This window comes from Streptomyces avicenniae, from assembly GCF_000719135.1.
GTDB classification, from domain to species: domain Bacteria; phylum Actinomycetota; class Actinomycetes; order Streptomycetales; family Streptomycetaceae; genus Streptomyces; species Streptomyces avicenniae.
This window is the reverse complement of the sequence record NZ_JOEK01000009.1, coordinates 287464-312080: the sequence shown is the minus strand read 5'-3', so window position 1 is coordinate 312080 and position 24617 is coordinate 287464. Positions and strand designations below refer to the sequence as shown.

At 72.9% G+C, this 24617-nt stretch carries 26 protein-coding genes; 12 read left to right on the top strand and 14 right to left on the bottom strand.

The window, feature by feature from the left end; genetic code table 11:
- Nucleotides 1-25 precede the first annotated feature (25 nt).
- The 3 genes from IF27_RS16415 to IF27_RS16405 all read left to right on the top strand — a co-directional run bounded on the left by IF27_RS16415 (nt 26) and on the right by IF27_RS16405 (nt 3349).
- Nucleotides 26-1078 carry a substrate-binding domain-containing protein gene (locus IF27_RS16415; protein ID WP_052850332.1) on the top strand — a complete coding sequence of 351 codons (1053 nt, stop codon included), beginning with the start codon at nt 26-28 and terminating at the stop codon, nt 1076-1078.
- A gap of 73 nt (nt 1079-1151) precedes the next feature.
- Nucleotides 1152-2321, top strand: coding sequence for a Gfo/Idh/MocA family protein (locus tag IF27_RS16410; RefSeq protein WP_110945957.1), 1170 nt, complete (start codon nt 1152-1154; stop codon nt 2319-2321).
- A gap of 23 nt (nt 2322-2344) precedes the next feature.
- Complete coding sequence (locus tag IF27_RS16405; RefSeq protein ID WP_052850330.1) at nt 2345-3349, top strand: sugar phosphate isomerase/epimerase family protein; 1005 nt, start codon at nt 2345-2347, stop codon at nt 3347-3349.
- 77 nt (nt 3350-3426) lie between these two features.
- On the opposite strand, the gene IF27_RS16400 is transcribed toward IF27_RS16405, so the two are convergent.
- The 4 genes from IF27_RS16400 to IF27_RS16385 all read right to left on the bottom strand — a co-directional run bounded on the left by IF27_RS16400 (nt 3427) and on the right by IF27_RS16385 (nt 5841).
- Nucleotides 3427-4116: a response regulator gene (locus IF27_RS16400; RefSeq protein WP_052850329.1), complete on the bottom strand. Its 690-nt coding sequence runs from the start codon at nt 4114-4116 to the stop codon at nt 3427-3429.
- 60 nt (nt 4117-4176) lie between these two features.
- Nucleotides 4177-4839 (bottom strand): class I SAM-dependent DNA methyltransferase, encoded by a 663-nt coding sequence (locus IF27_RS16395; protein ID WP_052850328.1) that lies wholly within the window; start codon nt 4837-4839, stop codon nt 4177-4179.
- A gap of 71 nt (nt 4840-4910) precedes the next feature.
- Nucleotides 4911-5420 (bottom strand): hypothetical protein, encoded by a 510-nt coding sequence (locus IF27_RS16390; protein ID WP_052850327.1) that lies wholly within the window; start codon nt 5418-5420, stop codon nt 4911-4913.
- A 229-nt stretch (nt 5421-5649) separates the two neighbouring features.
- The gene (locus IF27_RS16385) at nt 5650-5841 is read right to left on the bottom strand and encodes a hypothetical protein (protein ID WP_052850326.1); all 192 of its coding nucleotides are present in this window, start codon (nt 5839-5841) and stop codon (nt 5650-5652) included.
- 210 nt (nt 5842-6051) lie between these two features.
- On the opposite strand from IF27_RS16385, the gene IF27_RS30360 reads away from it, so the two are divergent.
- Both IF27_RS30360 and IF27_RS30355 read left to right on the top strand, forming a co-directional pair.
- The gene (locus tag IF27_RS30360; protein ID WP_223291076.1) at nt 6052-7557 is read left to right on the top strand and encodes a helix-turn-helix domain-containing protein; all 1506 of its coding nucleotides are present in this window, start codon (nt 6052-6054) and stop codon (nt 7555-7557) included.
- A complete protein-coding gene (locus IF27_RS30355; RefSeq protein WP_110945956.1) occupies nt 7554-8162 on the top strand; it encodes a YdcF family protein in 609 nt (202 codons plus the stop codon). Before IF27_RS30360 ends, IF27_RS30355 begins: the two co-directional genes overlap by 4 nt.
- A gap of 100 nt (nt 8163-8262) precedes the next feature.
- Here the strand turns inward: IF27_RS30355 and IF27_RS16380 are convergent, their stop codons facing one another.
- Nucleotides 8263-9468, bottom strand: a complete 1206-nt coding sequence (locus tag IF27_RS16380) for a sensor histidine kinase (RefSeq protein ID WP_052850325.1) — start codon at nt 9466-9468, stop codon at nt 8263-8265.
- A 132-nt stretch (nt 9469-9600) separates the two neighbouring features.
- Here IF27_RS16380 and IF27_RS16375 point away from each other — a divergent pair, with 132 nt between their 5' ends.
- The 4 genes from IF27_RS16375 to IF27_RS16360 all read left to right on the top strand — a co-directional run bounded on the left by IF27_RS16375 (nt 9601) and on the right by IF27_RS16360 (nt 13941).
- Nucleotides 9601-10512, top strand: a complete 912-nt coding sequence (locus tag IF27_RS16375; RefSeq protein WP_052850324.1) for an ATP-binding cassette domain-containing protein — start codon at nt 9601-9603, stop codon at nt 10510-10512.
- Nucleotides 10509-11378, top strand: a complete 870-nt coding sequence (locus tag IF27_RS16370; RefSeq protein WP_052850323.1) for an ABC transporter permease — start codon at nt 10509-10511, stop codon at nt 11376-11378. The genes IF27_RS16375 and IF27_RS16370 overlap by 4 nt, the downstream gene beginning before the upstream one ends.
- Before the next feature lie 112 nt (nt 11379-11490).
- Complete coding sequence (locus tag IF27_RS16365; RefSeq protein ID WP_110945955.1) at nt 11491-12711, top strand: MBL fold metallo-hydrolase; 1221 nt, start codon at nt 11491-11493, stop codon at nt 12709-12711.
- Nucleotides 12712-12930: 219 nt separating this feature from the next.
- Nucleotides 12931-13941, top strand: a complete 1011-nt coding sequence (locus IF27_RS16360) for an aldo/keto reductase (RefSeq protein WP_190232985.1) — start codon at nt 12931-12933, stop codon at nt 13939-13941.
- A 55-nt stretch (nt 13942-13996) separates the two neighbouring features.
- Here the strand turns inward: IF27_RS16360 and IF27_RS16355 are convergent, their stop codons facing one another.
- From IF27_RS16355 to bioB, 6 genes are all read right to left on the bottom strand, one after another.
- Nucleotides 13997-14344, bottom strand: coding sequence for a DUF3140 domain-containing protein (locus IF27_RS16355; RefSeq protein ID WP_052850322.1), 348 nt, complete (start codon nt 14342-14344; stop codon nt 13997-13999).
- Nucleotides 14345-14427: 83 nt separating this feature from the next.
- A complete protein-coding gene (locus IF27_RS16350) occupies nt 14428-15081 on the bottom strand; it encodes an HhH-GDP family DNA glycosylase (protein WP_052850321.1) in 654 nt (217 codons plus the stop codon).
- A 68-nt stretch (nt 15082-15149) separates the two neighbouring features.
- Nucleotides 15150-15323: a hypothetical protein gene (locus tag IF27_RS31130; RefSeq protein ID WP_190232984.1), complete on the bottom strand. Its 174-nt coding sequence runs from the start codon at nt 15321-15323 to the stop codon at nt 15150-15152.
- A gap of 83 nt (nt 15324-15406) precedes the next feature.
- Nucleotides 15407-16141: a dethiobiotin synthase gene (gene bioD, locus IF27_RS16345; RefSeq protein WP_110946001.1), complete on the bottom strand. Its 735-nt coding sequence runs from the start codon at nt 16139-16141 to the stop codon at nt 15407-15409.
- A gap of 49 nt (nt 16142-16190) precedes the next feature.
- A complete protein-coding gene (locus IF27_RS16340) occupies nt 16191-17495 on the bottom strand; it encodes an adenosylmethionine--8-amino-7-oxononanoate transaminase (protein WP_052850320.1) in 1305 nt (434 codons plus the stop codon).
- Nucleotides 17488-18561 carry a biotin synthase BioB gene (gene bioB / locus IF27_RS16335; RefSeq protein ID WP_052850319.1) on the bottom strand — a complete coding sequence of 358 codons (1074 nt, stop codon included), beginning with the start codon at nt 18559-18561 and terminating at the stop codon, nt 17488-17490. Before bioB ends, IF27_RS16340 begins: the two co-directional genes overlap by 8 nt.
- A 164-nt stretch (nt 18562-18725) precedes the next feature.
- On the opposite strand from bioB, the gene IF27_RS16330 reads away from it, so the two are divergent.
- Complete coding sequence (locus IF27_RS16330; protein ID WP_052850318.1) at nt 18726-19901, top strand: 8-amino-7-oxononanoate synthase; 1176 nt, start codon at nt 18726-18728, stop codon at nt 19899-19901.
- A gap of 73 nt (nt 19902-19974) precedes the next feature.
- A complete protein-coding gene (locus IF27_RS16325) occupies nt 19975-20793 on the top strand; it encodes an SAM-dependent methyltransferase (protein ID WP_110945954.1) in 819 nt (272 codons plus the stop codon).
- 52 nt (nt 20794-20845) lie between these two features.
- Here the strand turns inward: IF27_RS16325 and IF27_RS16320 are convergent, their stop codons facing one another.
- The gene (locus IF27_RS16320) at nt 20846-21889 is read right to left on the bottom strand and encodes a porin PorA family protein (RefSeq protein WP_052850317.1); all 1044 of its coding nucleotides are present in this window, start codon (nt 21887-21889) and stop codon (nt 20846-20848) included.
- Between the two features lie 151 nt (nt 21890-22040).
- Nucleotides 22041-23057 (bottom strand): non-homologous end-joining DNA ligase, encoded by a 1017-nt coding sequence (ligD, locus tag IF27_RS16315; protein WP_052850316.1) that lies wholly within the window; start codon nt 23055-23057, stop codon nt 22041-22043.
- Nucleotides 23058-23133: 76 nt separating this feature from the next.
- On the opposite strand from ligD, the gene IF27_RS16310 reads away from it, so the two are divergent.
- Nucleotides 23134-24195 (top strand): ATP-dependent DNA ligase, encoded by a 1062-nt coding sequence (locus tag IF27_RS16310; RefSeq protein ID WP_052850315.1) that lies wholly within the window; start codon nt 23134-23136, stop codon nt 24193-24195.
- Here the strand turns inward: IF27_RS16310 and IF27_RS16305 are convergent.
- Nucleotides 24176-24613, bottom strand: coding sequence for an HIT family protein (locus IF27_RS16305; RefSeq protein ID WP_052850656.1), 438 nt, complete (start codon nt 24611-24613; stop codon nt 24176-24178). The genes IF27_RS16310 and IF27_RS16305 overlap by 20 nt on opposite strands.
- Between the last annotated feature and the right edge of the window lie 4 nt (nt 24614-24617).

The window sequence follows — 24617 nt, the reverse complement described above, 5'->3', positions numbered from 1 at the left end:
TCCCGCACGGAAGGCCATAAACACCATGAGACCTCTTCCCCGCCCCAGCCGCCGCGGTCTGCTGTTCGGCGGCGCCGCCGCCTCCGCCGGCGTGATGCTGAGCGCCTGTACCAGCAACGAGCCCAGCGACAGCGGTGACGACGACGGCGCCACGCAGGCCGCCGTCTCGAACGACGAGCCCGGCACGCCGGTCACCATCGGCTTCGCCGGCCCCCAGGCCGACCACGGCTGGCTCAACGCGATCAACGAGCAGGCCAGGAGCCGCGCCGAGGAGTACTCGGAGGTGACCCTCAACATCACCGAGGGCTCCAACGACACCGCCCAGCAGATCGGCCAGATCGAGGCGCTGATCAACGACCAGGTGGACGTCCTGGTCATCCTGCCCGCCGACGGCCGCGCGCTCACCCAGATCGGCCTGACCGCCATGCAGGCGGGCATCCCGGTCATCAACCTGGACCGCATCTTCGACAACCCGCAGGCGTACCGCTGCTACATCGGCGGCGACAACTACGGCATGGGCCTGAACGCCGGTCACTTCATCGGCGAGCAGCTGCGCGACGTGCCGAACGCCCGCGTCGTGGAGCTGTCGGGTCCTGACAGCCTGGAGCTGACCGTCCAGCGCACGGCCGGTTTCGACGCCGCCCTCGCCAACTACCCGAACATCGAGAAGGTCGCCCGGCAGGCCGCCGAGTTCACCGTCGAGTCGGGCCAGGAGGTCATGGCCGGTCTCCTCCAGGCGCAGTCGCAGTTCGACGCCATCTGGAACCACGACGACGACCAGGGCGTCGGCGCGGAGCGCGCCATCGAGCAGGCGGGCCGTGACGAGTTCATCATGGTCGGCGGCGCCGGTTCCCGGCACGCCATGGAGGCCATCCAGTCGGACAACTCCGTCCTGAAGGCCACCGTCCTCTACCCGCCGACGATGGCCGCCTCGGCGATCGACCTGGCCCGCGCCCTGGGCCAGGCCAAGGGGATCGGCGGTCTCGCCGAGTTCGAGATCCCCTCCTCCGTGACGCTGTACTCCGCCGTCGTCACCCGGGACAACGTCGAGCAGTACCTGCCGACCGGCTTCAACTGACGGACGCCGCGTGCCGGCCCGGACCGGGCCGGCCCGGAACTGACGGATGAATCACGCAACGGACAGGGAACAGATGCCGAAATCCACCCCACCCCCGCTCGGCGTCGGCATGGTCGGCTACGCCTTCATGGGGGCCGCTCACTCGCAGGGCTGGCGCTCCGTCGGCCGTGCCTTCGACCTGCCGCGCACCCCGGTCATGGCCGCCGTGTGCGGACGTGACGCGGAGGCCGTGTCGGCCGCCGCCGCCCGCCACGGGTGGGCCGCCGCCGAGACGGACTGGCGCGCCCTCATCGCGCGGGACGACGTCGATCTCGTGGACATCTGCACCCCGGGTGACAGCCACGCCGAGATCGCCATCGCCGCGCTTGAGGCCGGGAAGCACGTCCTGTGCGAGAAGCCCCTCGCCAACACGGTGGCCGAGGCCGAGGCCATGGTCGAGGCCGCCCGCGCCGCCGAGGCGCGGGGCCAGATCGCCATGGTGGGCTTCAACTACCGCCGCGTCCCGGCGCTCAGCCTGGCGCGCAAGCTCGTGGCGGAGGGCCGTCTCGGCACGCTGCGCCACGTCCGCCTGCGCTACCTCCAGGACTGGGCGGTGGACCCGTCGGGCCCGCTGGTGTGGCGCCTGCGCAAGGAGGCGGCCGGTTCCGGCGCCCTCGGCGACCTCGGGGCGCACATCATCGACCTCGCCCTCTACCTCACGGGCGAGGACCTGGTGTCGGTCTCCGCACAGATCGAGACCTTCATCAAGGAACGGCCGCTGCCGGACGACCCGAGCCGTACCGGCGAGGTCACGGTGGACGACGCCGCCCTGATCGGCGGCCGGCTCGCGTCGGGGGCACTGGCCTCCTTCGAGGCGAGCCGGTTCGCCACCGGTCGTAAGAACGCCCTCTCGGTCGAGCTGAACGGGTCGGACGGCTCCCTCGTCTTCGACCTGGAGCGCCTGAACGAGCTGGAGTTCCACGACCACACGCTGCCCGCCACCGAGGCCGGTTTCCGCCGGATCCTGGTGACCGAGCCCGGCCACCCGTACCTGGAGGGGTGGTGGCCCCCGGGCCACGGCCTGGGCTACGAGCACAGCTTCGCCCACCAGGCCCGTGACCTCGTGCACGCCATCGCCGAGGGCACCAGGCCCGCGCCGTCCTTCGAGGACGGGCTGCGGGTCCAGCGTGTCCTGGCAGCCATCGAGGAGAGCGCGGCGAAGAACGCCGTGCTCACGCCCGTACCCACCGCCCCCGAGGCGTAGCCCGCCCGGGGAAGGAGAACGACATGTCCCGCAAGTTCACCCTGTTCACCGGTCAGTGGGCCGACCTCCCCCTGGAGGAGGTCTGCCGGCTCGCCCGCGACTTCGGTTACGACGGTCTCGAACTCGCCTGTTGGGGCGACCACTTCGAGGTCGATCGTGCCCTGGCCGAGCCCGACTACGTGGCCGGGCGCCGTGCGCTGCTGGAGAAGTACGGCCTGGAGTGCCTGGCCATCTCCAACCACCTCGTCGGCCAGGCCGTCTGCGACAACCCGATCGACGAGCGCCACCACGGCATCCTGCCCGCCCGCATCTGGGGCGACGGCGAGGCCGAGGGCGTCCGGCAGCGGGCCGCCAAGGAGATCGCCGACACGGCGCGCGCCGCCGCCGCGTTCGGCGTGGACACCGTCATCGGCTTCACCGGCTCGTCGATCTGGCACCTCGTCGCGATGTTCCCGCCCGTGCCGCCCGGCATGATCGAGCGCGGTTACGAGGACTTCGCCGAGCGCTGGAACCCGATCCTCGACGTCTTCGACGCCGAGGGCGTGCGCTTCGCGCACGAGGTGCACCCGAGCGAGATCGCGTACGACTACTGGACGACCAAGCAGGCCCTGGAAGCGGTGGACAACCGCCCCGCGTTCGGCCTGAACTTCGACCCGAGCCACTTCGTGTGGCAGGACCTCGACCCGGTCAACTTCCTGTACGACTTCCGTGACCGCATCTACCACGTGGACTGCAAGGAGGCCCGCCGCCGTCTCGACGGCCGCAACGGCCGCCTCGGTTCGCACCTGCCCTGGGGCGACCCGCGGCGCGGCTGGGACTTCGTCTCGGCCGGGCACGGGGACGTCGCCTGGGAGGACGTCTTCCGCATGCTGCGGGCGATCGGCTACGAGGGCCCGATCTCCGTGGAGTGGGAGGACGCCGGGATGGACCGTCTGGCCGGTGCCCCCGAGGCGCTCGCCCGGCTGAAGTCCTACGACTGGCCCGCGCCCACCGCGTCGTTCGACGCGGCCTTCGGCGGCGGTGAGTGAGCGACCGCTGACCGGCCACCACGCGGGGGCCGCCGGGCCGAACGGCCGGGCGGCCCCCGTGGCGTGTCGGGGCGCCGTCAGCGCTGCGCGGTGACGAGTCCCGCCTCGTAGGCGAGGATCACGAGCTGCACGCGGTCGCGCGCGCCCAGCTTGGACAGCAGCCGCGTCACGTACGTCTTCGCCGTGGCGACGCTGAGGTGCAGGTGCTCGGCGATCTCCGTGTTGGACAGGCCGGAGCCCACCAGGGTCAGCACCTCGCGCTCCCGCGCGGTGATGCCCGCCAGCTCGCGCGGGCGCGGCGCCGCCTCGGGCCGCCGGGCGAACTCGCGGATCAGGCGCCGCGTCACGCCGGGGGCGATCAGCCCGTTCCCGGCGGCCACGACGCGGACCGCGTCCAGGATGTCGTCCAGCGCCATGTCCTTGACGAGGAAGCCGCCCGCCCCGGCGCGCAGGGCGCCGAAGACGTACGCGTCGTCGTCGAACGTCGTCAGCACCACCACGTGCACCTCCGGGTGGGCCGTGGTGATCAGCCGGGTCGCCTCGACGCCGTCCATGCCGGGCATGCGCAGGTCCATCACGACGACGTCGGGCCGCAGCGTGCGCGCCAGCTCGACGGCCTCGGCGCCGCCGCCCGCCTCGCCCGCGACCTCCAGGTCGTCGGCCTCGGCGATCACCATGCGCAGCGCGGTACGGACGAGTGGCTGGTCGTCGGCGAGGACGACGCGCACGCGGTCCGCGGTGGGGTCCCCCTGGTACGTCGCGGTCATGCCCCCAGCGTAGGCGCGGGCACGACAACGTCCGGCCACGAACGGGGCGGTGGGAGGCTTTCAGCGGCGCTCGGCACGTCCGATCAGGGTCCCGATGTGGCCCGGTTCCGGAGCCGCCAGGACATGGACGTGAGCCCCGTGCAGTCCTGCGTCCGACAGGAAGTCTTCCCACACCTCGGGTGTGTAGCTGTAGCGGTAGGTGAACATGGCCGGTCCGGCGAATCCTCCCTTGTACATTCCTTGCGGACCGTAGGCGCCGGGAATTGCCGGGGGTTGTGAGAACACGAACACCCCGCCGCGGTTCAGCCGTTGTGCCACCAGAGGGAAGAGCCGCGCGGGATCGGCGAACCATGCCGCCCCGAAGATCGAATAGATGGCGTCGTAGGTGGTGGGGTCGCTCTCCAGGTGCGCGACGACCTCGGCACAGACGAACTCGACGCCGAGTGGTCCCCACCTCTCGGTGGTTCGCTCGACCATGACCGGGGAGAGATCGACCCCCGTCGCCTTGACGCCTTGCTGCGCCAGGTAGGCGAGCGCACGGCCGGTGCCGCAGCCGATCTCGAGGACGCTGTCCGGCTCTCCGAGAAGTTCGGTCCCTGGCCCGTGGTCGCCGTACTGCGTCCACCGGAACACGGCCTCGGCGTCGGTGACAGCCCCCCGGGTACTTTCCGCGTAGGTGTCCCAAAGTGCGCGCTCATGGTCGTAGTTGTGCTCAGCGGGCACGGCATCACCTCTCACGTAGGGGCGCACCCCCGTCCGAGGTGTCCGGGCGGGGGCACGCACTCTAGCGGGTGCTAGTGACTGTCGGGAGCCTTGTCGTCACACGGAGAGCAGTCGGCGCCGTCCATGGCCCACAGCTCCTCGTCCGGCGCGAAGCCCTGCTCTCGGACGACATCGACGGTCCGGAGGACCAGCCCGTCATGTCGCCGTTCGATCAGCGGCGCGTGGTGCTTGTACTTTCCCCCGTTGTAGACCTCGCAGAATGCGAAGTAGACGGGAGTGTCGAGAATCAACGTGTGCACGCCGATATCGACGATCTTGCCGACACCGATGTGGATTTCCGGACGCTCCATGGCGGTGATCGTGTACGCGATGGCGTCAGCCATGATCCGCTCAGCCATGTCTCGAACCATGATGTTGTCGCGCATCATGAGGCGGATCTCCCGCTCCCACAGCGAGATTTCCGAACCCGGGCTTTCCAGGACGTTGTACGTGCACTCCCTGATGTGCGGCCGAACCGCATCAAGGAGGGCCCGAGGGTCACGATGAGCGGTAGCCACCGATTCCTCGAACATGATCGTCATTTACCCCACCCTCACTCTGATTGTCTCCATCCGATCCCAGCTCCTCGCGAGTGGCGGAGGAAGCGGCAGTCACGATGCCTCGGCCCGGATATCAGCGCCTAGGGCATCATCGAGGCGAGCCCTTATGTCGCACCGCTTGCCAGCGAGACACATGTCGCACTCCGTGACGTGCATCAGCCAGGCCCCGTCGAGAACTGCTTGGTCCTCCCGGCGCATTTCCGGTCTGGAATCACTCGCGCTCATGCTTACCGCCCTTCCGCTGGGCGACGTTCTCCGGGGGCGCCTGCCACTCGTCGCCACCATCGACCGGACGCACCATGGCGAACGGTCCCGCCCGGCCCCTGTGGACGCCCACGACGTTGGCGGCCTGATCTCCGACCACCGTTACCACGCTCGGGTGATCATGGCCGACCTTGCTCACGGCTGCCTGTCCTCTCAGGTGGTCCGCGCCCCCGGACGTCGGCCCGTCGCGGGGTACGTGCTCGGCTGCGATTCCCTTCGAGCTTCGATGCAGCGCCCTCCGTGTGGAACCACGAACGGGGAACCCCGCAAGCCACTTCGGGGAACCCCGCGACGGGGATCCTCCGGGCTACCCTTGGCTTGGATCACTCCCGTCCCTGCTAGGTGGCCCATGGACGCCCGCGCAGCCGAACGCCCCGGCTACCCCCTGACAATCCCTGATGCGCTGTTGAACAGCGAGGCGATGCGGAAGGCGTGTGCCGTCCGCGACTTCGCCGAAGTCTTCCGGCTGGTGAACCGCCGGACGGGCACCAGCCAGGCGGACATGGCCGCAGCCATCGGGAAGATGACGAACTCGCGGATCAGTGATGTCATGCGCGGGGTTCGAAGCATCCGGGGCACAGACGTCATCGAACGTATCGCCGACGCGTTCGGTATCCCAGGGCATATGCTCGATTTACCTCCTCGCCCGTGGGAGCGTTCCCCGGAAGGGGCTGACGGAACGAGCATCGATAACAAAAGGGTTCCGGGCGCGCTCGTCAATGAGCAAGGGGGCGCCGATGGTTCCGGATCTGGAACTTCGCAGGAATCGGAGGTTGCGCCAGTTGGCAGAAGCGCTCTCGACTCCGCCGGAGCTGCCGCGTTGGCGGCTGGTCACATGCCAACGGTGCAGATGGCCCGTGGGCGATGCGTCGTTCAAGCGCTTGAGGTGATGGGCAGTGACAGTCCCGGCGTCATGGTGGATGCACTCGGAGAGCTGATTGATCATTACGCATCGACGATCTCCGGTGCGGTACCCGTCGAAGTCTACGACGAACTTGTCGTGGTGAGATCGCACGTAAATGAATATCTCAAGGATTCGAGAGCGATGCGGCTATGCAAGGACATGGGCCTTGCGGCCGGCTGGCTGTCGTGCCTGCTCGCCATCGCCGCTTGTGACATGGGAGCACATGCGGCATCGAATCTCTGGTGTGCGGACGCTGAGCGACGGAGCCGCGAAACCGGGCACCCCGAGCTGGCAGGCTGGGCCATGCTGACGAGATCCATGATCGCCTATTATCAAGGGCGGTCAGGCCGGTCGGCGGCTCTTGCTTCCCAGGGGCAGAGATCTACTTCCCTGGGAACGATCGTTCATGCGAAATTGGCCGCACAGGAAATGCGGTCGGCGGCTATGGCTGGTGACGCGGCAGGGATGGACGATTCCCTGCGCTACGCCGCGACGGCGATGAGAAGAATTCCCTCATCCAGTCTCGGGCTGACCGGAGCTTTCTCCATCGCCTCGGCGGAAGATCCGCCTTATACCGCGACGTCTCTGATGCTTCTCGGTCGATTCTCGGAAGCTGTTTCGGCGACCGACCGAGTGATTCAGGCTCATCACCGGCCGGAAGCGCATAGGCAGGGTGAGAATCCGTCAGGTCACGCCCGTGCTCTTCTCGTCATGGGGCTTGCGCAAGCAGGTAGGGGAGACCTGGAGGAAGCCGCTGCGGCAGGGCACGCAGCCCTCACCCGCAGCCGTCCCGCATGGCCCACGGTCGTGCTTGCCGGGAAGCTCGATCGTGTTCTTGAACGTGACTTCTCCACCGCCCGGCAGACGGCCGAATACCGGGCTCGCTACCTGGAAACCGCTAGCCGTCTGAGAAGCCCGAACCCATCGCCTATGCCTGAGGGGCGTGAATGAGCAGCGAAAGCCTGACCTCCGATCAGGTCAGGGAAATCACGGAATTCGTGGACATCGAGGCGCCGCCACCCTCAGGGCAGCCGACCGCCCATCTCCTCTTCGGTACTCATCAGATCCAGCCGGTTGACATCGCCGCGGAAAGATACCATGAGGGACTGGCTCCGCTGATCATCGCTACCGGCGGAGTCAATCGGCACAACGGCGTCGTGGAAGGGAGTATGTTCCGCGATCTATTGCTTGAGCGGGGCGTCCCCGAGTCGGTCATCCGATACGAAGACCGATCGGCCAACACGTGGCAGAACGTGGAATTCGCGCGTCCGTTTCTGCGGGAAGCCTTGGAATCCGGGTTGGCGTTAACGTCGATCAGTAAGTGGTTCCATCGCCGTACAATTCATTGTCTTACGTCCTTGCTCCCCGATATCACGCCCTTCTACGCAATCTCATGGGATCCCGTGTACGCGGGACGGCCGGTAACCCGGGTCGATTGGTTGGAAATTCCCGATGGAAAGCGACGAGTGATTCGAGAGTGGGAAGAAGTCTCCCGTCGTGTCACCGACGGCAGCTTCCGTGCGGCGGAACGAGTTGATGGCGCATGGAACTGCTGACCCGCCACGGTCCCGCGACTCGTTCGAGTCGAGGCCGTCCCCATCCACGACCGCGCGCGTTGTGCCGATCACTCCTCCCCGGCGTGGGCGACGCGGACCGTCATGCGACGGCCGCCGGGACGGGGAGTCGTGCCGTGACGCGGAAGCCGCCTCCGGGGGCCGCGCCCGCGGAGAACTCGCCGTGCAGCAGCTCGACCCGCTCCCGCATACCGACGAGCCCGTACCCGGCGCCCGGGGAGGCGGTCGGGCCGCGCCCGGCGTCGCGGACCTCGATGGCCAGTCCCTCCCCGGCCCGGTCGATCGTCACGCGGCACGCGTCGGTCCCGGCGTGCCGCACGACGTTGGTGACCGCCTCCTGGACGATCCGGTAGGCCGACATGTCGATCTCGGGCGGCAGCGCCGCCGCCTCGCCCCGCCACCGCACGTCCACCCGCACCCCGGCGGCCGTCGTGTCGGCGGCCAGCCGCCCCAGCTCCGCGAGGCCGGGCTGCGGCGCGAGCGGCGCGGACGAGGGACCGTCCTGCGGCCCCGACTCCCGCAGCGCGCCCAGCATCCGGCGCAGCCCTGACAGCGTCTCGCGGCCGGTGATCTCGATGCTGTTCAGGGCCTCGCGCGCGCCCTCGGGCTGCGTGTCGATGACCCGCCGCGCCGCGCCCGCCTGGAGCGCGATGACGCCGATGCTGTGCGCCACCATGTCGTGCAACTCGCGCGCGATGCGCAGCCGTTCCTCGGTCACGGCCCGCGCCGCCGTCTGCGCGCGCAGCGCCTCGCCGTGCGCGCGCGTCTCGTGCGTGGACCTGCCGATCAGCCAGGCGATGACGGTGACGAGGGCGACCGCCAGCTCGGCCGACGTGCCGATGGTCCAGCCCGCGAGCAGCCGGACGCCGAGGTAGAGGCCGAGGGTGCCGAGCGCCAGGCCGAGCGCCACGACGCCGGTGCGCTGCGGGCGGGTCGCGGCGATCACGTACACGGCCGTTGCGACGGCGAGGAACTGCGCCAGGGGGATCTCGCCGACGCTCAGCGTCGTCGTCGCGACAACCGAGCCGAGCAGCAGCAGGCACATCGCCCCCGTCGGCCGCCGTTCCAGGACGTGCGAGCCGCTCAGGGTCAGCGCGGTGCCGACGGCGAGATACAGCAGCCCGTCCCAGCGGTAGAACAGCACGCCCGCGGTGACGGACGCCTCACTCTCGCCGGGCAGCGCGAGGCGGATGAGGAAGGTGAACGCCAGCCCCGCGAACCAGGCGAAGGCGGTCCACGCGCGCGGCGACATCCGCTTCGGGAGCGGCACGGGGGGTGCGGCATGCATGGGCCCAGCCTAGGCACCCGGTCACGCGCGGCCATCGGACCGTGGACGTACACCCGGGGGTGACATCGGCGTCCGGCAATGTCCTCACCGGCTGGACGACGCGCGGTGCCCGCCCCGGCCAGGGTGGTCCGCATGATCGAAGTGGACGAGCTGACCAAGAGGTACGGCGCCAGGACCGTCGTGGACGCGCTGTCGTTCGCGGTGCGGCCGGGCCGCGTGACGGGCTTCCTCGGCCCGAACGGCGCCGGGAAGACCACGACGCTGCGCATGGCGCTGGGGCTGTGCCGCCCGTCCGAGGGGGCGGTGCGCGTGATGGGCCGCCCGCTGGGGGAGCGGGCGCGTGCGCTGACCTGCGTCGGGGCACTGCTGGACGCGGGGGACGCGCACGGGGGCCGCTCCGCCGTGGCGCACCTGCGGGCGCTGGCGCGGTCGAACGGGGTGGCGCAGGCCCGTGTGGACGAGGTGCTGGACGAGGTGGGGCTCGCGGACGCGGCGCGGCGGCGCGTGGGGGGCTTCTCGCTCGGCATGCGTCAGCGCCTGGGCATTGCGGGAGCGCTGCTCGGCGACCCGCCGGTCGTCGTGTTCGACGAGCCGCTGAACGGGCTCGACCCGGAGGGGGTGCGCTGGGTGCGTGGGCTGTTCAGGCGCCTGGCGGGGGAGGGGCGCACGGTCCTCGTGTCGAGCCATCTGATGGGGGAGATGGAGCACACGGCGGACGACCTGGTGGTGATCGGACGGGGGCGGCTGATCGCGGCGGAGACGCTGGCGGCGTTCGCCGCGCGGGGGAGTGGCGGCGGGGTGTGGGTGCGGGTGGACGATCCGGCCCCGCTGGCGCGGGTGTTCGCGGCCGAGGGGGTGACCGTGCGGCCCGAGCGGGACGGCGGGCTGCTGGTGTCGGGGATCGACGCGGGCCGCGTGGGCGAGCTGGCGGCCGGGGCGGGCCTGGTGGTCCGGGGCCTGGCCGAGCGGTCCTCGTCCCTGGAGGACGTGTTCATGGAACTGACGGCGGACAGCGTCGAGTACGGGACGGAGCGCAAGCGATGACGGACACGCGCACACGGGACGGCGCCGGTACGGCGGAGACGTCGCCGCCCGGCCGGGAGGCGGCGCCCCGCGCCCGGTTCACCGATCTCCTCGCCGCGGAGTGGATCAAGCTGCGCACCCTGCGGTCCACCTGGTGGGGGCTGCTGGTCAGCGGCCTGGTCGTGCTGGCGTTCAACATCGGCACGGCGTGGGACACCTACCGTTACTGGAGGCCGGGCAGCGACGCGGCGGGGTACATCGCCGACGGCATACCGCTGTACCACGCGTTCACGACGAACGGCGCGACCGTCCTCGCGCTGTGCGCCGGTGCGTTCGGCGCCCTCGCCGTCACCGGCGAATACACGTCCGGTCTCGCGCGCACGACGTTCACCGCCGTACCGGCCAGGCGTCCGGTCATGGCCGCGAAGGTGCTCGTGCTCACGGCGGTCACCGTTCCGTTCGGTGCGGTCCTGGCGGCCGTCTCGTTCTGGGCGACGCAGGCCGTCCTGCACCGCAGGGGCGTGGGCGTTCCGCTCGACCATCCCGGCGCGCTGCGGCTGGTCGTCGCGTCCGCGCTGCTCGCGCCGGTCTGCGTGCTCGTCGGCGCGGCACTCGGTGCCCTGCTGCGGCACGGCCCCGGCGCGGTGTTCGCGTCCATCGGGCTGCTGCAACTCCTGCCGCTGGTGCTGACGGACGACCGGTACTGGCCCGCGCTCCTCGACCACGCCACCGTGCTGAGCGCGTGGGTCCGCTTCAGCGAGACGGTCTACGACCCGGCGGACTTCGCCCAGCCCTGGTCGGTCGGCGGCGCGTGGACGGTGTTCGCCGTCACGGCGGTGGTCGCGGGGCTCGTGACGGTGGCGGTGGAGCACCGGCGCGACCTCTGACCGGGAACCTCCGGGGCGTGGACGGGCGTTCGACCGGTGAATCCCGCCGACCGTCACGCGGTGTCACAGGCATCAACTACAGTTGCGTCAATCCGCGCCCAGGGAGGTTCATATGTCCGAGCCAACCACACCCACCGCGCCAGGGGCGGCCGGTCACCCCGGCAAGCGCCCCACCGACGCCCCCTCTTCGCGATCCCTGCTCTCCCGGCTCCGCCCGTCCGGCTTCGGCGCCGAACCGTCCGGTGACCGGCTGGCACGGGTCGAGCGCTCCCCGCAGTTCCGCGACGGGGCCTTCCGCAATCCGCAGGGAGCCGGTGCGGGCAGCGCCCGCAGCACGCTGCCCCTGCTGCGCGACCTCCTGCGCCGGGCCGACCGCGTCCGCCGCAAGCCCGCGGGACGGCTGCCCGTGGTGCACCCGTCCGCGGGCGACCTCGACCGCGTCCCCGCGTCCGGCCTGCGGCTCACCTGGGCCGGGCACGCGGGCGTGATCGTGGACATCGACGGCCACCGGCTGCTGTTCGACCCCGTCTGGGGCGAGCGCTGCTCCCCGGTCTCCTTCGCGGGCCCCAAGCGGCTGCACGCGCCGCCGCTGCCGCTGGGCGACCTCGGCCGCATCGACGCCGTCGTCATCTCCCACGACCACTACGACCATCTCGACATGACGACCGTCAAGGCGCTCGCCGGGCGGGACACCGTCTTCGCCGTCCCGCTCGGTGTCGGGGCGCACCTGGAGTTCTGGGGCGTGCCGGCCGCGCGCATCGTCGAACTCGACTGGTACGAGTCGGCCGACGTCGGCGACCTCACGCTCACCGCCACCCCCGGGCAGCACTTCTGCGGGCGCGGGCTGCGCAACCAGGGCCGCACGCTGTGGGCGTCCTGGGCCGTCACCGGGCCCACGCACCGCGTCTTCCACAGCGGCGACACCGGGTACTTCCCCGGGTTCGCCGACATCGGCGCCCGCCTCGGGCCGTTCGACGCCACGATGATGCAGATTGGCGCCTACAGCAGCGCCTACTGGCCCGACATCCACATGACGCCCGAGGAGGGCGTCCAGGCGCACGTGGACCTGTCGGGCGGCGCACCGCAGGGCGTCTTCCTGCCCATCCACTGGGGCACGTTCACCCTTTCCCTCCACCCGTGGGAGGAGCCCGCCGAGCGGACCGTCGCCGAGGCGCGCCGACGTGGCGTGGCCGTCGCGCTGCCCCGGCCCGGCGAGCCCTTCGAACCGGCGGGCCGGGTACCGGCGGAGGCGTGGTGGCGTGAGATAGCCGTGCGCCCGGCGGGCGGCGGCAAGACGGCCGCCTCGCTCAACGCGCGCCCGGCGGGCGGCTGAACGCCGGCCCTCCGGAGTCCGGCACGGCGCACGCCGTGCCGGACGGGACGCCTCGCACGCCGCCCGCCTCCCTCACGTCGCCACCCTCCCAGCAGGAACGTTCCAGCGGCTAGGCTCCCCTCACCGCGGACCCTCGCCGAGGGCCCGCGGCGCACCGGCAGCCCACCCACGGCACCCACCCCGGGCGGCGCCCGACCCGGAGGAAGGCGGCAGCGATCCATGACCCTGCGACACCCCGCACTCGGCCGCAGCGGCGTCACCTTCAGCGAACTCGCCCTCGGCGGCGCCCCGCTCGGCGGCTCGGGCGCCCCCGTCACCGACAGCGACGCCCGCCGGGTCATGGAGACCGCCTGGGAGCTGGGCATCCGCGGCTACGACACCGCGCCCCACTACGGCCTCGGCCTGTCCGAGCGCCGCATGGGGGCCGTCCTCTCCGGCCTGCCCCGCAGCCAGTTCACGCTCTCCACCAAGGTCGGCAGACTTCTCGTCCCGAGCGAGGACGGCCCGGCCGACGACGCCCCCCACGGCTTCCCGGGCCTGCGCACGTCCCTGCGCCGCCGCTGGGACTTCAGCGCCGAGGGCGTCCGCCGCAGCCTCGCCGAGAGCCTGGACCGGCTCGGCCTGGACCACGCCGACATCGCCCTCATCCACGACCCCGACGACCACGGCGAGCAGGCGCTCACCGAGGCGTACCCCGCCCTGGAACGGCTCCGGGCCGAGGGCGTGGTCGGCGCCATCGGCGCGGGCATGAACCAGTCGGCCATGCTGACGCGCTTCGTCCGCGAGACCGACGTGGACGTCGTCCTCCTCGCGGGCCGCTACTCGCTGCTCGACCAGAGCGGCCTGGACGACCTGCTCCCGGCCGCCGCCGCACGCGGCACCTCCGTCATCGTCGGCGGCGTCTACAACTCGGGACTCCTCGCCGACCCGCACCCGGGCGCGACGTACGACTACGTCCCCGCCAAGGCCGAACTCCTCCAGCGCGCCCTGCGGATCAAGCAGATCACCGCCCGCCACGGCGTGCCGCTGCGCGCGGCGGCCGTACAGTTCCCGCTCGCCCACCCCGCCGTCGCCTCGGTCCTCGTCGGAGCCCGCTCGCCCGCCGAGGTGCGCGACGCCGCCACGATGTTCCGCCACTCCATACCCGCCGCCCTGTGGGAGGAACTGCGCGAGGAGGGCCACCTGCGGCCGGACGCGCCGGTGCCGGGCGTACGGAGGCACGCGGCCTGACGGCCGTACCTCCCACGCCCGGCACCCGTGACGCCGCGCCCGGCCGCCCGCCGCGTCAGCTGCTCTCGGAGCGCAGCGGGTCGTGGCCCAGCGACATCAGCCGGTAGCGCCAGTCGGGCTCGGGCACCGACGGGCGCGGCCCGGCCTCCCGCTCGCCCGCGACGGCGTCCACCACGTCGTACATCAGCTCGATGTCGGCGTCGGTCAGATCCATCTGCCGCTTCCGCAGGATCGCCAGGACGCCACGGCCCTGCTCGCTGCCCGCGGTCTCCGGCGTCTGCTCGGTCTCCTCGCCCGCGCTGCTCGTCCGCAGCCAGGCGGCGAGTTCCTGGGACGTCATGTTCACCGCACTGTGGAACTCGGCCCACAGCGCGTCGATCTCCAGTGCCTCCGTGTCGGCCATGGTGTCTCCCCTGTCGGGTGGAGTCGGGTGGGGACGGACTCGTATGCCGGGTCCCCCGCCGCCCGCGTGCGGAAACGTCGCGCTCAGCGGGCCGCCGCGGCTTTCACGTCCTTCGCGAGCTTCGCGTCCAGGGCGACGCGCACCAGCCCGGCGCTCAGCCGCGCCATGTCCTCCTCGGCCACCAGCCCGCCGATCGCCCGCGCGGACCGCGGCAGCCCGACCCGTTCCGCGCCGCCCTGGACCTTGCGGTCCACGTACGGCGCGTACTCGGGCCAGACCGCCTGCGCCTCCCGCAGGAAGATGTCGGCCCCGGCCGGGCCGATGCCCCGGAACTCCGTGAGCCGCCGCGCCGCGCCCCCGTCGCCGTCCCCGCGCAGCCGCCGCAGGTCGCCGCCGTACCGCTCCAGCACGAGGTCCGCCTCGTCGCCGAGCTGCGCGGCGGTCCGCTCGTCGTAGCGCCGGTAGTGGCCCACGCCGAGGGCGTCCACGCGCTGCTGCCAGGACGCGTCCCGCATCGTCCGCGGGTCGCGCATCCCGGCGTCGAACAGGGCCCGCGTGGCGGACGTCGCGACGTCCGCCCGGATGCGGGCCGACAGCAGATGCGCCATCACGAGCAGCTGGTACAGGGAGGACGGCGTGTTCCGCAGCCGGATGCCGGACTCCTCCGCGTACGTGCGTCCGCAGCGTTCCAGCAGCGTCTGCGCCGTCCTCTCCTGCCGTTCGGTCCGCGTGCTCATGCCGTCGTCACCTCCGCGTGTCACGTGCCCCCGCGTCGGCCGGTCGGCCCTGCCGTCCGGTCGGCCGGTCAGTCGGTCTCGGGCCGCTCGTCCTCCGGCCGCGCCGCCTGGTCCGACGCCGTGTGCGTCTGCCAGCGGGGGGCCAGGTACAGGGCCTGGTCGGGGTCCTCGCGCACCGGGCCCGCGGCCGATCGCCAGGGCGCGTGGTGGATTCCATAGGCGTTGCTGGGCCGTTCAGGCATTCCTCATCACCTCGGTGTCAGCGGGTGCCCGTGTCGTCGCAGCCGAAACACACGGGCACCATCCGTCTCGCACGCCCCAGGCATCACGGCGTGCGGTCCCCGGGCGGGTCGCCCGGGAAGCTCTGTCGGCGGCGCCACCGGCCGCCCAGTGCGGGAGCGAGCCAGCCGGGCGCGCCGGTCCTGAAGGCGGCGGGCGGCAGCGCCCCTGCGCCCTCGGGGACGGCCCCGAGCAGCGGGAGGCCGGTCACGGCGGGCAGGTCGGTCAGGTTGCAGCGCTCCGCGAGCCCCGGCGCGCCCGGCATGCTGCCGAGGACGACGCCCGGGCAGGACAGGCCCCGCGCGCGCAGGGCCTCGACGGTCAGCTCGGTCGCGTTCAGCGTGCCGAGCCCGGCCGCCGCGACGACCAGGACCGGCGCGTCCAGCAGCCCGGCGATCCCGGCGATCGTGCCCCCCGCGTCGTCGAGACGCACGAGCAGCCCGCCCGCGCCCTCGACCAGCACGAGGTCGTGCTCGGCCGCCAGCGCCCGCGCCGTCTTCGCGATCACCTCCGGGTCCACCGGCGGCAGCCCCGACCTGCGGGCGGCCGTGGCAGGGGCCAGCGGCTCGGGGTAGCGCGCGGGCTCGGCCGTCGTCACGCGCCCGGCCAGCCGCGCCACCTCCGCCACGTCGCCCGGCTCGCCCGGCGCGACGCCCGTCTGCGCGGGCTTGAGCACCGCCACCGACCGGCCGCGCGCCAGCGCGGTCGCCGCGAGCGCGGCGGTCACCACCGTCTTCCCGATGCCGGTGCCCGTGCCGCTCACCACCAGCACGCCCGTCAGCCCGTCCGCACGCACGCCCCGCTCCTCACCCGTCACCGCGTCGCCCCCGTCATCCTGCCAGCGCCGCGTCGCGCACGGCGGCGCAGATCAGCGCGAGGTCGTCGTCGCCGGTGACGTAGGGCGGCATCGTGTAGATCAGGTCGCCGAACGGCCGCAGCCACACGCCCGCCCGCACCGCCGCCCGCGTGGCCGCCGCCATGTCCACGGGGTGGTCGAGCTGCACGACGCCGATCGCCCCGAGGACGCGCACGTCCCGCACCCCGGGCAGCCCCGCCACCTCCGCCAGGCCCTTGGTCAGCCCGGCCTCGATCCGCCCGATCGTGCTCGGCAGGTCCTGGCCGAGCAGCAGGTCGATCGAGGCGTTCGCCACCGCGGCGGCCAGCGGATTGCCCATGAACGTCGGCCCGTGCGCCAGCACCGGCACCTCGCCGCGCGAGATGCCCTCGGCGACACGCGTCGTGCACAGCGCCGCCGCCATCGTCAGATAGCCGCCGGTGAGGGCCTTGCCGACGCACATCACGTCGGGCGCCACGCCCGCGTGCTCCGCCGCGAACAGCGGGCCCGTGCGCCCGAAGCCGGTCGCTATCTCGTCGAACACCAGCAGCACCCCGTGCTCGTCGCACGCCTCGCGCAGCACCCGCAGGTAGCCGGGGGAGTGGAAGCGCATGCCGCCCGCGTTCTGCACGACCGGCTCCACGACGACGGCCGCCACCTCGTGCGCGTGCCGCGCGACCAGCGCGCGCAGCCCGGCGGCGTACCCCTCGTCCACGGCGGCGTCGAAGCCGGACGGCGGGACGTCCGCGAACACCTGCCGCGGCAGCGCGCCCGACCACAGCGCGTGCATCCCGCCGTCCGGGTCGCACACGGACATCGGGTGCCACGTGTCGCCGTGGTAGCCGCCGCGCCAGGTCAGCAGCCGCCGCTTCTCGGGACGCCCCGCGGAACGCCAGTACTGGAGGCACATCTTGAGGGCCACCTCGACCGACACCGAGCCCGAGTCGGCCAGGAACACGTGCCGCAGCGGCTCGGGCGTCACCGCGACCAGCCGCTCGGCCAGCCGCACGGCGGGCTCGTGCGTGAGCCCGCCGAACATGACGTGGCTCATGCGGCCCAGCTGCCCGCTCACCGCCTCGTTCAGCGCCGGGTGGTTGTAGCCGTGCACCGCCGACCACCACGACGCCATGCCGTCCACCAGCTCGCGCCGCCCGTGCGTCTCCTCCGCCAGGCGCAGCCGCACCCCTGACGCCGACTCGACGAGCAGCGGCTCCACCGTGCCAGGCATGGGGCCGTAGGGGTGCCAGACGTGCCGCCGGTCGAGGTCGAGCAGCTCCCGTACGCGGCCCGGCTCAGGCATTGGGCGGCAGCTCCGTGCCCGCGCCCCGCTGCCGCACGGCGACCAGGTCGCGGCGGTGCTCGGGCAGCGTCGTCTCCTGCGCGCCCTCCACCTCGAAACCGGCGTCGGCGATCATCTCCAGGTCGGCCTTGCCCGCCTGCCCCTCGCTCGTCAGGTAGTCGCCCAGGAAGATCGAGTTGACGAGGTGCAGCGCCAGCGGCTGGAGCGACCGCAGGTGCAGCTCCCGGCCGCCCGCGAGCCGCACCTCGGCGTCGGGGCAGACGAACCGCACCATCGCGAGGATGCGCAGCGCCCGCTGCGGCGTCAGGTTCCACTCACCGGCCAACGGCGTCCCGTCGAAGGGGATGAGGAAGTTGACGGGCACCGAGTCGGGGTCGAGGTCGCGCAGCGCGAACACGACGTCCACGAGGTCCGCGTCGCTCTCGCCCATGCCCGCGATCAGCCCGGAGCAGGCCGACAGCCCGGCACCCTGTGCCTTGCGCACGGTGTCCACGCGGTCGGCGAACTCGTGCGTCGTGCAGATGTCCTTGTACGTCGCCTCGGACGTGTTGAGGTTGTGGTTGTACGCGTCGGCGCCCGCCGTGCGCAGCCGCTCCGCCTGACCGTCCGACAGCAGCCCGAGGCAGGCGCAGACCTCGACGTCGCCGTGCCGCTCGCGGATCGCGCCGATCGTCTCGGACACCCGGTCCACGTCACGGTCGGTCGGCCCCCGGCCGCTGGCCACCAGGCAGACGCGCTTCGCCCCGCCCGCCACGCCCGCGCTCGCCGCGTCCGCCGCCTCACCCGGCTTCAGCCAGGTGTACTTCAGCACTCCGGCGCGTGAGCCGAGCCGCTGCGAGCAGTAGGAGCAGTCCTCGGGGCACAGACCCGACTTCAGGTTCACCAGGTAGTTCAGCTTGACCCGGCGCCCGAACCACTGCCGCCGCACCCGGCCCGCCGCCGCGACGACGTCGAGCAGGTCGTCGTCGCCCGTCGCCAGCACGGCCAGCGCCTCGTCACGGGTGGGCGTCTCGCGGCGTAGCCCTTTGTCCACAAGGGTGTTCAGGAGGGTGCTCAGCAGGTCCATGAGCCGATCCTGACCCATCCCGGCACCCGCGGGAAAGGAAGAAACCCACAAAGCGAGCGACCCGAGTGTGTCCAATGTGGCCTGTCACGGGGCACTGCGTGCCACTACCTTTATATGTACCCCACAATGGGCCCGGAGGCCGGGCCGTCAGGACGGGAGGCCGTATGCCGGGCAGCACCCCGGACGCCGGGCGGGTCTTCGACTGGCTCGACGCCGCGCGCGACACCCGCCGCCGCGCCGGGCTCACCCGCGCCCTGCGCCCGCGCGCCGCCGACACGCCCCTCCTCGACCTCGCGGGCAACGACTACCTCGGCCTCGGCCGTCACCCCGAGGTGACGGACGCCGCCGCCGACGCGGCCCGCCGCTGGGGCGCCGGGGCCGGGGGCTCACGCCTCGTCACCGGCAGCACCGAGCTGCACGCGCGCCTGGAGCGCGAGTTGGCCGCCTTCTGCGGCTTCGAGGCCGCCCTCGTCCTCGCCTCCGGGTACGCGGCCAACCTCGCCGTCCTCACCGCGCTCGCCGGGCGCGGCACCCTCGTCGTCTCCGACGCGGGCAACCACGCCTCCCTCATCGACGGCTGCCGCCTGTCCCGCGCGGCCGTCACGGTCGTCCCGCACGCCGACCCCGCCGCGTTCGGCGCCGCGCTGAGCGGCTACCCGGGACGCACCCTCGCCGTCACCGACACCGTCTTCTCCGTGGACGGCGACGCCGCGCCGCTCGGCCCGCTCGCCGCTGTCTGCCGCGCGCACGGCGCCGCCCTCGTGGCCGACGACGCGCACGGCCTCGGCGTCCTCGGCGACGGCGGGCGCGGCGCGGTGGCCGCCGCGGGGCTCGCGGGCGCCCCCGACGTGGTCGCGACCGTCACGCTCTCCAAGGCGCTCGGCGGCCAGGGCGGCGCCGTCCTCGGCCCGGCCCGCGTCGTCGAACACCTCGTCAACGTGGCGCGGGCGTTCATCTTCGACACCGCGCTCGCCCCCTCCGCCACCGGCGCGGCCCTCGCCGCCCTGCGCGTGCTGCGCCGCGAGCCCGGCCGCCCCGCGCGCACCCGCGCCGTCGCCGCCGCGCTGCACGGGCGGCTGACGGCGGCGGGCCTCGCGGCGGTACGGCCGGACGCCGCCGTCGTGTCCGTCCGCGCGCCGTCCCCGGCCGCCGCCGTGCTGTGGGCCGAGCGCTGCCGCGCGGCCGGGGTCGCCGTCGGCTGCTTCCGGCCGCCGTCCGTGCCCGACGGGGTGGCACGCCTGCGCCTGACCGCACGCGCCGACCTGACGGACGACCAGGTCGCGCACGCCGCGGACACCGTCGTCTCCCTGGCGCCCGAGGCCGCGCACCCCGGCGGTTGATCCGGTCCCGCGACGGCCCCGTGCGTTACGTTGGAGGACACGGCTGAGCCGACCCACCGCAGGAGCTGATCCCATGGCCGACGACGCGGCGAACCCCCGATCGGAACCCATCTCCAAGATCGACCAGAGCGTGCCGCACTCGGCCCGTATCTGGAACTACTGGCTGGGCGGCAAGGACAACTACGAGGTGGACCGCGCGGCGGGCGACGCGTACTGCCACGCGTTCCCCGGCATCGTGGACATCGCCCGCGCGTCCCGCGCCTTCCTCGCCCGCTCCATCCGCTACCTCGCGCAGGACGCGGGGCTGCGGCAGTTCCTCGACGTCGGCACGGGGCTGCCGACCGTGGACAACACCCACCAGGTCGCGCAGCGCGTCGCCCCCGAGGCCCGCGTCGTCTACGTGGACAACGACCCGCTCGTCCTGCTGCACGCCCACGCGCTGCTCACCTCGACGCCCGAGGGCGTCACGCAGTACGTCGAGGCGGACCTGCAGGAGCCGGAGGACATCCTCGCCCGCGCCGCCGGGACGCTCGACCTGGGGCGACCCGTCGGTCTCATCCTGAGCGGCATCCTCGGGCACGTCGCCACGTACGACGAGGCCCGCGACATCGTGCGCCGCCTCATGGCCGGTCTGCCGTCCGGCAGTTACCTCTCGCTCAACGAGGGCACCGACACGGACCCCGTGTACGTCCGCGCGCAGGGCGACTACAACGCGTCGGGCGCCATCCCCTACCGGCTGCGGCCGATGGAGGAGATCGCCGGATACTTCGACGGGCTCGACCTCGTCCCGCCCGGCGTCGTGCAGGTGCCCGCATGGCGGCCCGACATCACGCCGTCCGGCGACCAGCCCGCGGACATCGGCCAGGCGGGCGGGGTGGCCCTCAAGCCGTGACGGGAGGCGTACCGCCCGTCAACTCCCCGCCCGCCCTGGGTGGTTCTGCCGCTCAGACCGCCGCGGCCGGTTCCGCGTCCTGGCCCGGCCCCGAGCCGGAGCCCGCGCCGCGCCGCCGCCGCAGCTCGCTCCACACGACGAACGCCGCGAGCAGCAGGCCGAGTACGAGCAGCCCGACCGGGAGCACGATGCCGACGAGCCACAGCGCCTGCGAGTTGGAGTCCGCGTCGTCCGCCCGCTCCGTGACCCCCTCGGGTGTGCCCTCGACCGCCATGGAGCTGACGGGCGCGAGCGTCACCGGGCCCTCGGGACCCTCGGTCTGCGCCACGATCGTCTGCTGCAACGAGCCGTTGAGCACCGCGCCCGTCCCCGCGTCGATCCACGCGACGCGCTGGGTCGTGGCCGCGTAGGTGAGCGGGACGGTCTCCGGCAGCTGCGCCAGGCCCGCCGGGTCGGGGCGCTGCTCCGCGGGCAGGGTCTCGGCGATACCGGCCAGGACGTCGCGGGGCAGCGACAGCGGCAGGTTCTCGGAGATCTGCGTGTCGGCCAGCGGGCCCGCCGCGTCGATCACGTAGACGTACGCCTCACGGCCCTCGACGTCCTCGGTCCTGTCGTAGACCGCGGGCGCCTCGGTGGCCGTCGTCGGGTCCCAGAACGTGTAGTCACGCTCCTCGGGCTCCAGCGGCCAGGAGATGACCAGGCCCTCGTGCAGCTCGGCACCCGAGTCCTGGGGGGCGGGACGCGCCTCCAGGTCGCTGCGGTCCACGGCCCAGCGGTGGGACGTCGCCGACAGCTGGGTGTCGCCGGGGCCGGTCACGACCACCTCGTCGCTGATGACGGCGGTGCTCCCGTCCGTGTCGATCACCTCGACGCGCCGGTCGAGCGTCACCGGCACGTCGCGCAGCAGCGCGTTGGCCAGGTCACCGGTCTCCAGCGCGGCGGCGTTGAGCGTCGTCGCCGTGCCGCTGTAGACGAACGTGCTGTCGGTGTCGGCGGGCAACTGGTGCACCGACGGATAGATCATCAGTCGGACGACGGCCGACGCCACCACCAGTAAGGCGGCGACACCGGACAGAATCCAGTTGCTGGTACGCATGGTTACCCTCCCGAGCGCGCGGACGTACAGCGATGTACGACGGCTGAGTCAACTTAGAGTTGACCGAAGGGCGCGTCAATAAGTCCGACCAGTCGTTCATCAGTACAGGCCGACGTACCGGCGCACGCCGGGCGCGCACGGTGCGCGCGTCTCAGCGCTCCCGGGGCTTCCTGGCCCGGCTCGGCTGCACGCGGGGCGGCTCGCCCGGCGCCTTCGGATGCTCGGGCGGATACGGCAGATCGCCGAGCCCGTGCTCGCTCTCGTCCCGCGCGGCGAGGTCGAGCGCCGCGTCGAGCGCGTACGCCCGCCCCTCCATGTCCGCGTGCACGTCGCCCAGTTCGGCGAAGCGCGCGGGCATCGTCGCCAGGTCGAAGTCCTCGGGGCGCGCGTCGGGCACCTCGTCCCAGCGCAGCGGGGCCGAGACGGTCGCCCGCGCCGTGGGCCGCACCGAGTAGGCGCTCGCGATCGTCCGGTCGCGCGCCGTCTGGTTGTAGTCCACGAAGATCTTGGCCCCCCGCTCCTCCTTCCACCAGGCCGTCGTCACCCGGTCGGGATCACGCCGCTCCAGCTCCCGGCCGATCGCGATCGCCGCCCGCCGCACCTGCGGGAACGTCCAGCGCGGCGCGATCGGTACGAACACGTGCAACCCGCGCCCGCCCGACGTCTTCGGCCAGCCCACGAGCCCCAGGCCGTCCAGCACCTCGCGCAGGGCGAGCGCCGCGCGCACCGCGTCCGCGTAGTCCGTCCCCGGCTGCGGGTCCAGGTCGATGCGCAGCTCGTCCGGGTGCTCGGTGTCGCCGCGCCGCACCGGCCAGGGATGGAACGTCAGGCAGCCGAGGTTCGCCGCCCACACGACCGCCGCCGTCTCGTCCGGGCAGATCTCGTCCGCGTACCGCCCGCTCGGGAACGCGATCCGGCCGGTCGGGATCCAGGATGGCAGGTTCTTCGGCGCCCGCTTCTGGAAGAACGACTCGCCGGTGACGCCCTCCGGGTAGCGCTCCAGCGTCGTCGGCCGCTCCCGCAGCGCCCGCACCACCCCGTCGCCGACCGCGACGTAGTACCGCGCCAGGTCCAGCTTGGTGAAGCCGCGCTCCGGGAAGTACACGCGCTGCGGACTGGACAGCCTGACCGTCCGGCCGCCGACGTCGAGCTGCATCGCGTCCGCCATGCCGCCACCGTAGGACGGCCCACCCGGACGCGCCCGCCGACGGGCGGCGGCCCGCGCCCGTACCGACAATCCAGGCATGGACCTGCCGGTGATGCCGCCCGTCGCCCCGATGCTCGCCAAGCCCGTCGCCGCCATCCCGCCCGGCATGCACTACGAGGCGAAGTGGGACGGCTTCCGCGCCCTCGTCTACCGCGACGGCGACGCCATCGAGATCGCCAGCCGCACCACCAAGCCGCTGACCCGCTACTTCCCCGAACTGGCGGACGGCCTGCGCGCCGCGCTCCCGGCCCGCTGCGTCCTCGACGGCGAGATCGTCGTCGCCCGCGACGGCCGCCTCGACTTCGACGCGCTCCTGGAGCGCGTCCACCCCGCCGCGTCACGCGTCCGCCGCCTCGCCGAGGAGACGCCCGCCGCCTTCGTCGCCTTCGACCTCCTCGCCCTCGGCGACGAGGCCCTCCTCGACACGCCCCTCACCGCACGCCGCGCCGCCCTCACCGACGCCCTGCGCGGCGCCGGCCCGCCCCTCCACCTCGCCCCCGCCACCCGCGACCTCGCCACGGCCCGCGACTGGTACGACCGGTACGAGGGCGCGGGCCTGGACGGCATCGTCGCCAAGGCGCCCGACCTCACCTACCACCCCGGCGAACGGGTGATGCTGAAGATCAAGCACGAGCGCACCGCCGACTGCGTGGTCGCCGGGCTGCGCCACCACAAGAGCGGCCCCGTCGTCGGCTCCCTGCTGCTCGGCCTGTACGACGGCGCGGGCACGCTCCAGCACGTCGGCGTCTGCGCCTCCTTCACCGCGCGCCGCCGCCGCGAGCTGATGGACGAGCTGGCGCCGCTCGTCCTCGCGGACCCCGCGGGCCATCCGTGGAGCGGCGGCGAGGCCGACGCGGAGGGCCGCACCCCGGGCGGCCCCAGCCGCTGGACGGCGGGCAAGGACCTGTCGTGGGTGCCGCTGCGCCCCGAGCGCGTCTGCGAGGTGGCGTACGACCACATGCAGGGCGACCGCTTCCGGCACACCGCGCGCTTCCGCCACTGGCGGCCCGACCGCACCCCGGACAGCTGCACCTACGCGCAGCTGGAACGGCCCGTGCGCTTCGACCTCAGCGACGTCCTCACGCCCCCGCCCCGCTGACCCGCCCCTCCCCGGCCGCCGCCCGCACCCGGGCCGCGACGTCGGCCGCCTCCGCCTCGTCCGCGTACCGCCCGCGCGGCCAGAAGAAGCCGCGCAGCCCGTCCTTCCTGCGGCGCGGCACGACATGGACGTGCAGGTGCGGCACGGACTGGCTCACCCGGTTGTTCTCCGCGACGAACGAGCCGTCCGCGCCCGTCGCGCGCTCCACCGCCGCCGTCACGAGCCGCACCCGCAGGAAGTACGGGCCGACCTCCCCGTCCGCCAGATCGGTCAGCGTCTCCAGGTGGCGGCGCGGCACCACCAGCGTGTGGCCGGGGAACAGCGGCCTGGTGTCCAGGAACGCCACCACCGCCTCGTCCTCGTACACGCGGTGGGCGGGCGCCTCGCCCGCGACGATCGCACAGAACACACACTCCACGCGC

Excerpts from the sequence above, each read along its gene's own strand:
- IF27_RS16360 (WP_190232985.1), top strand. The coding sequence starts at position 12,931 with ATGACCCTGCGACACCCCGCACTCGGCCGCAGCGGCGTCACCTTCAGC.
- IF27_RS16320 (WP_052850317.1), bottom strand. The coding sequence starts at position 21,889 with ATGCGTACCAGCAACTGGATTCTGTCCGGTGTCGCCGCCTTACTGGTG.
- IF27_RS16350 (WP_052850321.1), bottom strand. The coding sequence starts at position 15,081 with ATGAGCACGCGGACCGAACGGCAGGAGAGGACGGCGCAGACGCTGCTG.
- IF27_RS16355 (WP_052850322.1), bottom strand. The coding sequence starts at position 14,344 with ATGGCCGACACGGAGGCACTGGAGATCGACGCGCTGTGGGCCGAGTTC.
- bioB (WP_052850319.1), bottom strand. The coding sequence starts at position 18,561 with ATGGACCTGCTGAGCACCCTCCTGAACACCCTTGTGGACAAAGGGCTA.
- IF27_RS16375 (WP_052850324.1), top strand. The coding sequence starts at position 9,601 with ATGATCGAAGTGGACGAGCTGACCAAGAGGTACGGCGCCAGGACCGTC.
- IF27_RS16365 (WP_110945955.1), top strand. The coding sequence starts at position 11,491 with ATGTCCGAGCCAACCACACCCACCGCGCCAGGGGCGGCCGGTCACCCC.
- IF27_RS16330 (WP_052850318.1), top strand. The coding sequence starts at position 18,726 with ATGCCGGGCAGCACCCCGGACGCCGGGCGGGTCTTCGACTGGCTCGAC.
- IF27_RS16405 (WP_052850330.1), top strand. The coding sequence starts at position 2,345 with ATGTCCCGCAAGTTCACCCTGTTCACCGGTCAGTGGGCCGACCTCCCC.
- IF27_RS30355 (WP_110945956.1), top strand. The coding sequence starts at position 7,554 with ATGAGCAGCGAAAGCCTGACCTCCGATCAGGTCAGGGAAATCACGGAA.
- IF27_RS16400 (WP_052850329.1), bottom strand. The coding sequence starts at position 4,116 with ATGACCGCGACGTACCAGGGGGACCCCACCGCGGACCGCGTGCGCGTC.
- IF27_RS16340 (WP_052850320.1), bottom strand. The coding sequence starts at position 17,495 with ATGCCTGAGCCGGGCCGCGTACGGGAGCTGCTCGACCTCGACCGGCGG.
- ligD (WP_052850316.1), bottom strand. The coding sequence starts at position 23,057 with ATGGCGGACGCGATGCAGCTCGACGTCGGCGGCCGGACGGTCAGGCTG.
- IF27_RS16415 (WP_052850332.1), top strand. The coding sequence starts at position 26 with ATGAGACCTCTTCCCCGCCCCAGCCGCCGCGGTCTGCTGTTCGGCGGC.
- IF27_RS16325 (WP_110945954.1), top strand. The coding sequence starts at position 19,975 with ATGGCCGACGACGCGGCGAACCCCCGATCGGAACCCATCTCCAAGATC.
- IF27_RS31130 (WP_190232984.1), bottom strand. The coding sequence starts at position 15,323 with ATGCCTGAACGGCCCAGCAACGCCTATGGAATCCACCACGCGCCCTGG.
- IF27_RS16410 (WP_110945957.1), top strand. The coding sequence starts at position 1,152 with ATGCCGAAATCCACCCCACCCCCGCTCGGCGTCGGCATGGTCGGCTAC.
- IF27_RS16370 (WP_052850323.1), top strand. The coding sequence starts at position 10,509 with ATGACGGACACGCGCACACGGGACGGCGCCGGTACGGCGGAGACGTCG.
- IF27_RS30360 (WP_223291076.1), top strand. The coding sequence starts at position 6,052 with ATGGACGCCCGCGCAGCCGAACGCCCCGGCTACCCCCTGACAATCCCT.
- IF27_RS16380 (WP_052850325.1), bottom strand. The coding sequence starts at position 9,468 with ATGCATGCCGCACCCCCCGTGCCGCTCCCGAAGCGGATGTCGCCGCGC.
- IF27_RS16310 (WP_052850315.1), top strand. The coding sequence starts at position 23,134 with ATGGACCTGCCGGTGATGCCGCCCGTCGCCCCGATGCTCGCCAAGCCC.
- IF27_RS16390 (WP_052850327.1), bottom strand. The coding sequence starts at position 5,420 with ATGACGATCATGTTCGAGGAATCGGTGGCTACCGCTCATCGTGACCCT.